Annotated in this window: 11 protein-coding genes and 1 tRNA gene; 5 read left to right on the top strand and 7 right to left on the bottom strand. The window is 30.6% G+C overall.

Going from position 1 to position 13,023, the window contains the following annotated elements; genetic code table 11:
* Positions 1-47: 47 nt before the first annotated feature.
* Positions 48-1,094 carry a 4-hydroxythreonine-4-phosphate dehydrogenase PdxA gene (gene pdxA, locus DU428_RS03145; protein ID WP_072347710.1) on the bottom strand — a complete coding sequence of 349 codons (1,047 nt, stop codon included), beginning with the start codon at positions 1,092-1,094 and terminating at the stop codon, positions 48-50.
* A gap of 62 nt (positions 1,095-1,156) precedes the next feature.
* Between pdxA and DU428_RS03140 the strand changes: the two genes are divergently transcribed.
* Positions 1,157-1,750, top strand: coding sequence for a riboflavin synthase (locus tag DU428_RS03140; RefSeq protein WP_072347712.1), 594 nt, complete (start codon positions 1,157-1,159; stop codon positions 1,748-1,750).
* Here DU428_RS03140 and DU428_RS03135 read toward each other — a convergent pair.
* The 3 genes from DU428_RS03135 to mce form a co-directional block, all read right to left on the bottom strand.
* Positions 1,747-1,932 (bottom strand): hypothetical protein, encoded by a 186-nt coding sequence (locus tag DU428_RS03135; RefSeq protein WP_243633439.1) that lies wholly within the window; start codon positions 1,930-1,932, stop codon positions 1,747-1,749. The two genes, DU428_RS03140 and DU428_RS03135, sit on opposite strands and share 4 nt — an antisense overlap.
* Before the next feature lie 532 nt (positions 1,933-2,464).
* Positions 2,465-2,538, bottom strand: a tRNA-Ile gene (locus DU428_RS03130).
* A 56-nt stretch (positions 2,539-2,594) separates the two neighbouring features.
* Positions 2,595-2,996 (bottom strand): methylmalonyl-CoA epimerase, encoded by a 402-nt coding sequence (gene mce, locus DU428_RS03125; protein ID WP_072347749.1) that lies wholly within the window; start codon positions 2,994-2,996, stop codon positions 2,595-2,597.
* Positions 2,997-3,194: 198 nt separating this feature from the next.
* Here mce and rbfA point away from each other — a divergent pair, with 198 nt between their 5' ends.
* Together rbfA and DU428_RS03115 are read left to right on the top strand one after the other, a co-directional pair.
* Positions 3,195-3,590: a 30S ribosome-binding factor RbfA gene (gene rbfA / locus DU428_RS03120; RefSeq protein WP_072347751.1), complete on the top strand. Its 396-nt coding sequence runs from the start codon at positions 3,195-3,197 to the stop codon at positions 3,588-3,590.
* Positions 3,590-4,795 carry an ABC transporter permease gene (locus tag DU428_RS03115; RefSeq protein ID WP_072347753.1) on the top strand — a complete coding sequence of 402 codons (1,206 nt, stop codon included), beginning with the start codon at positions 3,590-3,592 and terminating at the stop codon, positions 4,793-4,795. Before rbfA ends, DU428_RS03115 begins: the two co-directional genes overlap by 1 nt.
* A 9-nt stretch (positions 4,796-4,804) precedes the next feature.
* Here the strand turns inward: DU428_RS03115 and dusB are convergent, their stop codons facing one another.
* On the bottom strand, positions 4,805-5,800 hold the full coding sequence (gene dusB, locus DU428_RS03110; RefSeq protein WP_072347754.1) for a tRNA dihydrouridine synthase DusB: 996 nt from the start codon (positions 5,798-5,800) through the stop codon (positions 4,805-4,807).
* 114 nt (positions 5,801-5,914) lie between these two features.
* On the opposite strand from dusB, the gene DU428_RS03105 reads away from it, so the two are divergent.
* On the top strand, positions 5,915-6,448 hold the full coding sequence (locus tag DU428_RS03105) for a hypothetical protein (protein WP_072347756.1): 534 nt from the start codon (positions 5,915-5,917) through the stop codon (positions 6,446-6,448).
* Positions 6,449-6,464: 16 nt separating this feature from the next.
* Here the strand turns inward: DU428_RS03105 and DU428_RS03100 are convergent, their stop codons facing one another.
* Complete coding sequence (locus DU428_RS03100; protein ID WP_243633438.1) at positions 6,465-8,864, bottom strand: outer membrane beta-barrel family protein; 2,400 nt, start codon at positions 8,862-8,864, stop codon at positions 6,465-6,467.
* Between the two features lie 159 nt (positions 8,865-9,023).
* On the opposite strand from DU428_RS03100, the gene lepA reads away from it, so the two are divergent.
* Positions 9,024-10,820 carry a translation elongation factor 4 gene (lepA, locus tag DU428_RS03095; protein ID WP_072347760.1) on the top strand — a complete coding sequence of 599 codons (1,797 nt, stop codon included), beginning with the start codon at positions 9,024-9,026 and terminating at the stop codon, positions 10,818-10,820.
* Between the two features lie 116 nt (positions 10,821-10,936).
* Here the strand turns inward: lepA and DU428_RS03090 are convergent, their stop codons facing one another.
* Complete coding sequence (locus tag DU428_RS03090) at positions 10,937-12,790, bottom strand: cation:proton antiporter (protein ID WP_113965784.1); 1,854 nt, start codon at positions 12,788-12,790, stop codon at positions 10,937-10,939.
* Positions 12,791-13,023 lie beyond the last annotated feature (233 nt).

The raw sequence follows: 13,023 nt of genomic DNA, 5'->3' as shown, positions 1-13,023 counted from the left end.
GATATAAATTTTTATTTACCAAAGCCTAGTTATAAACATTTTTTTGTTTATATCTTTTTTTGGTTGAATTTTAAAGGGTTTTTCGTGATTTCTTCAAACTCTATTCTGTTTTTAAAAATCTCAAGAGCCTTAAAGACAGCTTCTTTGAATGAGCTATTATCTGCTACATTCTTTCCTGCTATTTCAAAAGCTGTTCCGTGATCTGGCGAAGTTCTTACCTTATTAAGTCCGGCTGTATAATTTACCCCTTGTCCGAAAGAAAGCGTTTTGAATGGTATTAAGCCCTGATCATGATAAGATGCAATAATTGCGTCAAAATTTGTATAGTTATTAGAACCAAAGAAACTATCGGCTGCATAAGGTCCGAAAACCAATTTACCCGTTTTTTTAATAGCTTCTAAGGTTGGCCTAAGCACTTTATCGTCTTCAACACCTATTACACCATTATCGCCGGTATGCGGATTAATTCCTAGAACAGCAATTTTAGGTTTTCTTATTTTAAAGTCCATTTGAAGCGAATGATAAATCGTTTCAATTTTTTCTTTAATAAGTTTCGGAGTAATATGCGAAGCTATATCTTTAATAGGAACATGATCTGTTAATAAACCAACACGTAGAGAGTCTGCTACCATTAACATTAAGCTATTTCCTTCTAATTCTTGTGCTAAGTAATCTGTATGGCCTGGGAATTTAAAGGTATCTGACTGTATGTTATGCTTGTTTATTGGTGCAGTAACTAAGACATCTACATTACCTTCCTTTAAGGCTTTGGTAGCTGCTTCTAAAGAGCGAATAGCAAATTCACCTACTTTCGTATCTTCTTTGCCAAATTGAATTTTTACATGGTCATTCCAAACATTCCAAACATTTATTTTTTGTGGAATAATTTTATCTGCACTTTGAATTCCGTTTAAATTCACATTTATTTTAAAATGATTCTTTAAAAAGGTCATGGTTTTGATAGATGCAAAAATTACTGGAGTACAAAACTCTAGCATTCTTGGGTCTTCAAAAGTTTTAAGCACTATTTCTGCTCCTATTCCGTTTAAATCGCCAATAGAAATACCAACTTTTATATTTTCTTCTTTCTTCATTAATAATACTAACTTTTGTTTGTAATTTTACTGCTGCAAATTTAATTAAATAATCGACAATAATGTTTACAGGAATCATTGAAGTATTAGGAGTTGTTAAACAAATAGATAAAGAGCTAGATAATATTCACTTTACTATTGAATGTGCATATACTCAGGAATTAAAAATAGACCAAAGTGTAGCTCACAATGGAGTGTGTTTAACAGTGGTTTCTATAAGCGATAAAAAGTATGTAGTTACAGCAATTAAAGAGACACTAGAAAAAACAAACCTAAAACAATTAAAGGTTAACGATATAGTGAATTTAGAAAGAGCTATGAAACTTGGCGATAGATTAGATGGTCATATAGTACAAGGACATGTAGATCAAACAGCTGTTTGTACTAATATTGAAAATGCTTCGGGAAGTTGGATATTTACCTTTGAATACGATAGCAAACTTAATAATGTGACTATTGAAAAAGGATCTATAACCGTTAACGGAGTGAGTTTAACCGTTGTTAATTCTAAAAAAGACACTTTCAGTGTAGCTATTATACCTTATACTTATGAACATACAAACTTTAAGAATTTTAAGGTTGGAACAGAAGTGAATTTAGAATTTGATGTTATTGGCAAGTATGTAAGTAGACTTGTAAACTTGAATAAGTACTAGGCTTTAGAATTAACCTTAAACCTTAATATTTTATAAGCTCCGTACATCAAACCAATAACTAAAATTACATAAACACCTGAATCAATAGGTAAACCAGGTGGTGGTGCTGGTGCTGGTGGCTGTGGTGTGTCTTGTGCTACACACACAAAACTTATCAAAACAAATAAGACTGAGGCGAGCATATTTTTGTTTCTATTAATCATTGTGTTGTAAATGTATAAAAAAATGTTAATTATCAAAACAAAAAAAAGCATATTTAAATTTATCTAAAAATTTCGTTTCTAGAATTAGAATAACTACTAGAGTACTACTTTGATTCTAAATATCAGATTATCAGATATGTTTAGGATTTTTCATTAGAAAACACAGGCTGTTTTTAGGTTCTTAAAAAATTAACACTTAAGCTAATTATTATATACTAAAATGAGTTTTTACCTAACGAAAAGGAACTATAAAGATTTTACAAAATCAAACTTGAAAATAATTCAAATTTTTGCCAATAATTTATATCTTAACTTTGCTAATTTTATGATTAACAGGGAATCTTGATATAATTAGGCTCCAGAAATAATCACCTAATATGTCACTTTCAACCAAACAAAATTGCTATTTATAAATAATATTAGAGAGTGCTATAAGACTTAAAAACTATAAAATAATTAAGTATTAAGCTAAAAAAGCCTCTACATTTCTGTAAAGGCTTGATTTTAAATGTGGTCCCACCTGGGCTCGAACCAGGGACTTTCTGATTATGAGTCAGATACTCTAACCAGCTGAGTTATAGGACCCGAATTCGGATTGCAATATTACTACTAATTTTAAAATCTTGCAAACCTTTTTTTAATTACTTGATCTCTTGGCAAAGCTCTATAAGTACACCGTTTGTAGATTTAGGGTGCAAAAAGGCTACTAACTTATTGTCTGCGCCTTTTTTAGGTGTTTCGTTTATGATTTTAAACCCTTCAGATTTTAATCTTTTTATTTCTGCTTCTATATCATCAACATCAAAAGCAATATGATGAATTCCCTCACCCTTTTTCTCAATAAACTTTGCAATAGCACTATCTTTATTTGTAGCTTCTAATAATTCTATTTTATTTTCGCCTACTTTAAAAAACGAAGTATTTACTCCTTCGCTAGCCACTTCTTCAACCTTATAATGAGCTTCACCAAAAAGTTGTGCGTATAATTTGTTAGCCTTCTTAAGGTCTTTTACAGCAATACCAATGTGTTCAATTTTATTCATTGACAAATTATTTATATTTCAGTTTTTACCGAAATTTCATTATTATTAAATTAAAATCTATCTTTAAGATATGAAAATTGTATCTTCAAAAGTAAGATAATCTTTAAATATCAACTATTTTTGCACCAAAGAAGTACATACTAATGTTTTATGTGCAAGGAGATCAAAAGAATAACTTAGATCTAAATTATTATTAAAGTGGAAGAAACTCAAAGACAAAAAAAAATAGGTTCTGTATTACAACGCGATTTAGTAGATGTGTTGCAAAATGCTGCATCGCAAGGTGGAATGCGTGGAATTATCATATCTGTAAGCAAAGTAAAAGTAACTGTTGATCTTTCTGTTGCTAAAGTATATTTAAGCATTTTCCCAAATGATAAAGCTAAGGAGTTGTTGGTTGGAATTAAATCTAACACGCCTTTAATTAGACATGAATTAGCGCAACGTACCAGACACCAACTAAGACGTATGCCTAATTTAGAATTTTTTATAGACGATTCTTTAGAGTATATAGACAAGATTGAACAGTCTTTAAAAGGAAAAGAAAACCCAATTACAGATCCAAATCTTTTAGATAACAGAAAAAAAACATAGTGAACTTCGCACTATACATAGCCAAACGTTATTTACATTCTAAAAGCAGCAACAACGCAATAAATTTTATTACCATAATTGCAGCTATCGGAATTATACTTGGCTCTGCCTCTCTTTTTATTGTACTTTCTGGTTTTGCTGGCTTAAAAGATTTTACGCTTCAGTTTACATCTATAGTGGATCCTGATTTAAAAGCTGAAACAGCTAAAGGAAAATCTTTTTTAGTTTCTAATGAAGAATTAGAAAAACTAAACCAACTAGAAGATATTATATCCTATTCTAAAATTATAGAAGATCGTGTTTTTATTGCTTTTGATGATAAAAACTACCCGAATGCATATATAAAAGGAGTTGACGAAAATTACGAAAAAGTAAATGCTATAGATTCTGTTATTCCTTTAGGAAATTGGCTTACACAGAATACCAATCAGATTGTAGTTGGTTGGGGAATTTCAAGCAATCTTTCTTTTGGGGTTTTAGATTACGGAAAACGTGTTAGCTTATATGTACCGAAGCCTGGAAAAGGACAAATAACTTCTGTAAACCAAATTTATAATACTTTTCAAGCGGTTAATGTTGGGATTTTCGACATAAACGAAGAACATAATGATAAATATGTTTACGCTCCTTTTTCCTTTGCTCAAAAGCTTTTAGACTACGAAGAGAATCAAGTTTCTTCGATAGAATTTAAATTAAAAGAAGGATTTAACGAAGATAAAGTACGAGCAGAAATTCTAAATATTCTTGGAGATAAAGTAGTTTTAAAAAATAGAGCTCAACTTAACGATGCGCTATATAAAATGCTTAACACCGAATATCTTGCTGTATATTTAATTTTCACCTTAGTTTTAATTATTGCACTATTTAATGTTATAGGCTCAATAATCATGATGATTCTAGATAAAAAGAAAAACCTAAACACCTTATTTAATCTAGGAGCTACTCAAAAAGATATTCGTAAAATTTTCTTTTATCAAGGGGTTTTAATGACACTTATAGGGGGAATAGTTGGCTTAGTAATAGGCTTGCTACTTATTTTCCTACAACAAACCTTTTCATTAGTAATGATTACACCATCACTTCCCTACCCTGTTTCATTAAAGGCTATAAATGTTTTAATCGTATTTACAACGATAACTATTTTAGGGGTTTTAGCTTCAAAAATAGCTTCAACTAGAATTACCAAAAACTTGGTTTCAAATTAATTTTTAGAATTATTCAGAAAATTGATAACCAGAAAAATTCGCTAGAACCTCATCAAAAGCTGCAAAAACATCTTCGGAGTGATCACTAGTAACCATTTTCATACGGAATTCTTTAAAATGTGGAATTCCTTTAAAGTAATTAGTATAATGTCTTCTAGTTTCAAAAACACCTAGAGTTTCACCTTTCCAATCAATTGCCATTTGTAAATGTCTTCTAGCGGCTTCTACGCGTTCTTCTAAAGAAATTGGAGCTAGATGCTCACCGGTTTCGAAAAAGTGTTTTACTTGCTTAAAAAACCACGGATTTCCAATAGTAGCCCTTCCAATCATACAACCATCTAATCCGTATTCATCACGCATTAACATAGCTTTTTCAGGAGTGTCCACATCGCCGTTTCCAAAAACAGGAATATGCATTCTAGGATTGTTTTTTACTTCGGCAATTGGTTTCCAATCGGCTTCCCCTTTATACATTTGCGCTCTGGTTCTACCATGAATAGAAATTGCAGCACAACCTACATCTTGAAGTCTTTCGGCAACTTCAACAATTTTTATAGAATCATGATCCCAGCCTAAACGCGTTTTTACGGTAACAGGTAAATTGGTTCGTTTTACGATTTCAGCAGTTAGGCTTTCCATTAAACAGATATCTTTTAAAATACCTGCTCCTGCACCCTTACTTACTACTTTTTTAACCGGACAACCAAAATTTATATCAATAATATCTGGGTTCGATTTTTCAACTATATCAATAGTCTGCAACATACTGTCTAGGTTGGCTCCAAAAATCTGAATTCCAACAGGACGTTCTTTTTCGTAAATATCTAATTTCATGACGCTTTTTGCAGCATCTCTAATTAAACCTTCACTAGAAATAAATTCTGTGTATACTACATCTGCTCCTTGTTCTTTGCATAAAGCACGAAAAGGAGGATCACTTACATCTTCCATAGGCGCTAATAATAGCGGAAAATCTGGAAGTTCTATGTTGCCTATTTTTACCAAGTAATAAATATTTTATGCAAAAATAAGTCTTTTATTATTCTTTGCTTGTTAGATTTTTTAAAATATAAATAATGTGTTTTTATTAAAAACGTATCTTTAGCACTAAAATTTTAAATGAAAAAGCCCCTAATTTTACTTTTTACCTCTTTTATCCTACTTTTTAATTGCAGTGTTATTGATGATTTAACCAAATTTGATATAGATTATCGAAGCAATTATTCGGTTCCTGCTTCTACTTTAATCAACGCCCCAATTATTTTTGATACTCCAGATATTACAACAGAATCGGAGACAACTTTTGAAAATAATAACACGAAGAAAAATTTAATTGAAAGTATTAAGCTGAAAAGAATAAAACTTACAATTGAATCTCCAGAAAACGGAAACTTCAACTTCTTAAAAGAAATGCATGTTTTTATAAATGCTGAAGGTTTAGAAGAAATAGAAATTGCAAATATTTACGACTTAGAAAACACCAATTCTAATACTATAGAATTAAACCTTCTTGATAAAGAACTAAAAGAATTCATTAAAAAAGATAGTTTCAACTTACGTGTTAAAACAATAACAGATGAAACCATTAGCGAAACTCATGATATACTTATAGACACCAAATTTAGAGTAGATGCTAAAATTTTAGGAGTTTAATTTTATTTATAAGAGTTTACTTTTCTAAGCGATCTCTTTCTTTCAACTCCTTAATACGCTCATTGGTTTCTAGATTACTATTACCTAATTTATAACTAAGCCCTAGTTTTATATACCTATTAGGTTCTTTAAAATCTCTTCTGTTGTTTTGGTTTAAGTATCTAGAAGTAACACTGTATCCTTGTGTATTAAACAAATCGGAAGCAGATAAAGAAATAGTTCCTCTATTGTTTAAAACAGTCTTTTTTATTGCTAAATCTGTTGCTAGTCTTGTTTTAACATCTTGAAAACCTTGCTGGTTTTTTCCAATATAAACCATGGTAAAGTTTGCCGTCAAACTTCTGTCTTTTAAAAAAGCAAAATCATTACTTAACACCGAATAGTTAGACCAAGTATCTTTTTTTAGCTGAACATCTGAATTATGTACTTGGTCTTGAATATTGTAAAAAGAAGTTACAAAATAAACAAACCAACTGTTTGTTACATTAAAATAAGTACTAAAATCGAAACCAAACTCAATTGTCTTTTCTATATTAACAGGAGTATAAACTAATTGATTATCGATGTTATCCTGAATAGGTAATTCTAAAAAATTATCGATAGAATGATTGTAATATGCTTCAATAGTATAGGTGTCGTTTATAGAAGTACCAATTACAAACTTATCTATAAATGCAGGTTGTAAATTTGGGTTTCCCACAACAACCGTATTATCATTTAAAAAATATTTAAAAGAGTTTAAATCCTGGTATTTAGGCCTATCTACAGAACGATTATAATTTACATATAAACTAGTGCTTTCTGTTAGTTTACTACTTAAGTTAAAAGTAGGAAAAACCTTAAAATAGTCTTGCTTATCTATTAAGTTTGTTAAAGGAGAATCTCCTTCAATATTAGTTTGTTCTAAACGGAATCCTGCCGATAAATCCCATTTCCCCCAATTCTTTGCGTAACTTACATAAGCAGCAAAAATATCTTCGTAATAATTAAATGCATCCGAATTAGCAGGATTATATGTTTGATTACCTCCTACTTCATCAAAATGGCTGATATCACTTTTATTTTCAATTAATGAAGTCTTAACTCCTACACTAAAAGATTCTGTTTCACTTATAGGTAAAGAATAATCAACTTGTACAGTGAAAATATCTGCTACTTGGTTTGATTTTGAATGAAACGCATTTGAATCATTTGGACTACCAGGAAAGAAATAATTACTTAGTACATCTTGTTTTCTATCATAGTCATAAGCTGTATAATGTGAGTTAAAACTTAATTTTGAAGCATTTTTAAATTTGTGTGTATAGTTCAAATCAAAAGCTAAATTATACTTATTATCTCTTGATGTATTTCGTGAGTTAAAGTTATAAAGTAAGTTGTTTTGATTATCTGTAACATCTACTTCACCTTTTGCTATATACTTGTAATACGGCAAAAACAATAAGTTAGAATTAAAGCTTAAAGTGTTAGAATCATCTATAAAATAATCGAAATTTAAATTTAAATTATGGGAGTCTGACCATCTATTTCTATTAATATTAGAAAACCATTTTTCATAAATTTCGCCATTATTTATGTAGTTTATTTCTTCATCACTTTCTCTATCAATTTTACTACGTGTAAAACTATAATTAGTAGAAATGTTGAATTTATCAGTTTTATAAAAATTAGCTATCCCTGCATTATATCTAGGAAAATCTCCTTGCGTATAATTTGCAAAAACAGATCCTTTATAACCTGTTATTAAATTCTTTTCCATGATGATATTCAATACAGAACCACTAGAAGCATCATAATTTGCAGGAGGATTTGTAATAACTTCTATAGATTTTATATGACTTGCCGGAGTACCTTCTAATAATTGGATTAATTCGTCACCTGTAATATGAACTTTTCTATTATTAATATAAACCACTGGTTCAAAATGCTTAATAATAATCGATTCATCTACAATTAAAACTCCTGGAGTACTTTTTAAAACCTCTAGCATATTTCCTTCGCTTAAGGCTGTATTAGCAATATTGAAAACCAACCTGTCTGCTTCTTTTTTAATAGTTGGCTTTTTAGTAATAATGGTAACTTCTTCTAAGTCTTCCTTATCCTCTTCAAGTATTATAGTTGCAAAATCTAAGTTTTTGTCAACTTCAATTTCTTTAGAGAAATCTTTGAAACCAATAAATGAAACTTTAATAATATACTTTTCTGAAGCAATATTATCTATAAAAAAATTTCCAGAATCATCACTACTTGTACCAGTAACAACAGCATCTGTTTCTGTATTTAATAAAACAATATTAGCGAAAGAAATTGGCGAGTTGTTTACATCATAAACTTTACCTTTAACAGAGTAGTCTTGACTAAATATTCCTACAGGGATAAAAATTAATAGGATAAAAAAGTAGGTTTTAATATTCAATATGTTTTGGGTTTTAAATGCAATATAACAATTGTTTATAATATTTTTAGAATGTTTTAATCTTATTTTAAGTGCGGTATTCCATTGAAATAAAAATGTGAAAAGGCCAATAATTGCATTATATTTGCTAAATCTTATACAGATAAGATAAATTGGATTATGAAGCACATTAGAAACTTTTGCATTATTGCACATATTGACCACGGAAAAAGCACGCTAGCAGACAGATTGCTGGATTTTACTGGATCTGTGACAGATAGAGAAAAACAAGATCAACTTTTAGATAGTATGGACTTAGAGCGAGAACGTGGTATTACCATTAAATCGCACGCCATACAAATGGAATATATTCATAAAGGAGAAGAATATGTCTTAAACCTTATTGATACTCCTGGTCACGTAGATTTCTCTTATGAAGTTTCCCGTTCTATTGCAGCTTGTGAAGGAGCTTTACTTATTGTAGATGCTGCACAAAGCATACAAGCACAAACTATTTCTAACTTATATTTAGCTTTAGAGAATGATTTAGAAATTATTCCGGTACTAAATAAAGTAGATTTACCAAGTGCAAATCCGGAAGAAGTAACAGATGATATAGTAGACCTTCTTGGTTGTAAACCTGAAGATGTAATTCCTGCTAGTGCTAAAACTGGTTTAGGAATTAAAGATATTCTAACAGCAATCATCGAGCGTATTCCTGCCCCAAGTGGTAATGTAGATGAACCACTTCAAGCATTAATTTTTGACTCGGTTTATAACCCATTTCGTGGAGTAGAAACGTACTTTAGAGTTATAAATGGTTCTATTAAAAAAGGCCAAAACATAAAATTCATTGCAACAGATAAAAATTACTTTGCAGATGAAATTGGAACTTTAAAACTGAAGCAATATCCTAGAAAAGAAATAAAAGCTGGAGATGTTGGTTACGTAATTACAGGAATTAAAGAAGCAAAAGAAGTAAAAGTAGGAGATACTATTACTGATGCTAAAAATCCAACAACCAATCCTATTGCAGGTTTTGAGGATGTAAAACCAATGGTTTTTGCAGGAATTTACCCAGTAGATACTGAAGATTATGAAGAGTTAAGAAACTCGATGGAAAAACTACAACTTAACGATGCTTCGTTAATTTTCTTACCAGAAAGTTCGGCGGCATTAGGTTTTGGTTTCCGTTGTGGATTCTTAGGAATGCTTCACATGGAAATTATCCAAGAACGTTTAGAACGCGAGTTCAACATGACGGTAATTACCACAGTACCTAACGTAAGTTACTATGCTTATACTAGAAAGTACCCTGAAACTCCAATTATAGTAAATAACCCAAGTGATTTACCAGACCCTTCTACACTTGATCGTGTGGAGGAACCTTATATAAAAGCAACTATTATTACCAAATCAGATTTTGTTGGTAACGTTATGTCTTTATGTATTGAAAAACGTGGTATTATCACAAACCAAACATATTTAACTCCAGAAAGAGTAGAATTAAGTTTCGATATGCCATTAGCAGAAATTGTATTCGATTTTTATGATCGTTTAAAAACAGTTTCTAAAGGATATGCATCTTTTGACTATCATCCTATCGGAATGAAGACATCTAAACTAGTACGTGTAGACGTTTTATTAAACGGACAACCAGTAGATGCACTTTCAGCATTAATTCACGCTGATAACGCGCATAATATTGGTAAAAAAATGACAGAAAAGCTGAAGGAATTAATACCACGCCAGCAATTCGATATTCCAATTCAGGCAGCAATTGGGGCTAAAATTATTGCTCGTGAAACGGTAAAAGCACTTCGTAAAGATGTAACAGCAAAATGTTATGGTGGAGATATTTCTAGAAAGCGTAAGCTACTTGAAAAGCAAAAGAAAGGAAAGAAACGTATGCGTCAAGTAGGTAATGTAGAAATACCTCAAGAAGCTTTCATGGCAGTTTTAAAACTGAATGACTAAACGAAAAAACAATTAAAATAAGAGGATTACCAAAGTCCTTAAATAAAAAAAGATTCCGCTTTTGCTGGAATCTTTTTTTCGTTTATAAACATAATTAACACTACTATATTTACTTTTTAAGAGGCCGATTTCTGTGCATCAGATTCCTCTTCAAATGTTTTCCCAAGATACACTAATTTCCAATTCTTACCAACTTCATCAACCTCAGTATTATGAGAAGGTATAATTTCTAGATTTCCTTTGTCATCTTTAATAAACAACGGAATCATGTCTTTATCCTTATTCGTTATCTCAATTAAAAACTTATAATTTTCGGTATCCTTAATATCAATTTCTTGAATAGAAGGATATCTTTTAGTTAATTCGTTTAAAGAATTAAAATCGTCGGTACTTGAAAACAATCCTTGCTCTGGCGTATTATTTTTGTCTTGCATTTCTTCTGAAGAAACCAATCTAAAAGAACCATTTTCACCAAACTGACTGCTAAATTTATTTATTGCGTATTTGTTAATATCTGTGTTTCCGGTTAACGCCATTAAATAACCAACATCATTCAACTCAATATTATCGGTTAGGGTTTCCGAATAAATATTAGTTCCAAAAGCTTCTAAGCCCACTGCATTTGCTTTAGCAATATTATTATGGTTACTATCAATTAACACAACATGTCTTCCGTTATTTTCTAGGTATTGCCCTAATAGCCTAGAAACTTTGGAAGCTCCAATAATTAAAATACCTTCCGATTTTTTTAAGAACACACCAACAATCTTAGCAAATAATCTAGCAGTTGTAGCATTTAATAAAACCGTTCCTAAAACAATCATAAACACTAGTGGAGTAATATATTCCGCACCAGGAATACCTAATTTAAGCAACTTACTTCCAAAAAGTGAAGCTATACCTGCAGCTACAATTCCGCGTGGTCCTACCCAACTAATAAATAATTTTTCATTGAATTTGAGTTTGGAGCCGGCTGTACTTAAAAACACTCCTAAAGGTCTAATTACAAACACTACTATGGCGAATAATACTGCTGTTTTCCAATTATAAAGAAGCAGTAAATCATCCATATCGATGTTTGCTGCAAGAAGGATAAATAGTATAGAAATTAATAAAACACTCAGAGATTCTTTAAAATAAAGTAGTTCTTTTATGTTTTCTAATTTTCCGTTTCCTAAAACCATTCCCATAACCACTACAGCCAATAAACCAGATTCATGAGCAAATACTTCAGACTCGACAAAAACTAATAAAACGGTAGATAAAGAAACTACATTAAGCAGATAATGTGGAATGAATTTCTTGTTAATGGCATAAGCTAAAGCATGGGCAAATGTAAACCCGAAAGTTGTTCCGAAGAGTATAATTTTACCAAACTCCATTAAAGCGTTTTTAGTAAAACCTCCTTCGCCACCTACACTTATAAACTCAAATACCAAAACGGCAACCAAAGCTCCAATAGGATCAATAAGAATACCTTCCCATTTAAGAACTGCAGAAACATCCTTTTTTAAAGGAATATTTCTTAAAATTGGGGTAATTACCGTTGGTCCTGTTACTATAATCAATCCCGAAAATAAGAAAGATAGCTCCCAGCTTAGCTCAAAAACATAATGAGCAACAATACCTGCTCCAAAAAAAGTAACTGCAGAACCTAATGTAATTAACTTAGTAATTACTGGACCTACATTTTTTATTTCAGATCTTTTAAGGGTTAAACCTCCTTCAAAAAGAATAATACTTATGGCTAAGGATACAAAATAATACAAACCATCTCCAGGAAATAACCCTTTGGTTCCGTCCCAAACAGGCTCTATCCATTTAGATCCATCTGCAGATAAATACTCTGCTGCGATAGGACCTACTAATAATCCAATTAGAATTAAAGGTAATATTGCTGGAATCTTAAATTTCCAAGCAACCCATTGTGCCAATATTCCTAAAATGATTATTCCTGCTAATTCTATCATCTACATGTTTTTTTGTGAAAATAATAAATAATTGTAACTAATAAATAGATTGATTGATTTTATGATAATTAAATATTCCTTAAAATGTTTTTAATTAAAAAAATTACGGGGCGTTTTTAGCACTATAAGTCTTTCATTTTCTTATAATTAATTAAAAATATGGAAACACTTTTTTCAACAAGCACAAAAAATAAATCTTGTAAAAACAAGTAATTTCTTAATATACTCTTAAC

The organism is Oceanihabitans sediminis, assembly GCF_003337215.1.
Classification (GTDB): Bacteria; Bacteroidota; Bacteroidia; order Flavobacteriales; family Flavobacteriaceae; genus Oceanihabitans; species Oceanihabitans sediminis.
Note: the sequence above shows the minus strand (reverse complement) of the source record. Positions and strands in the feature narration are given on the sequence as shown.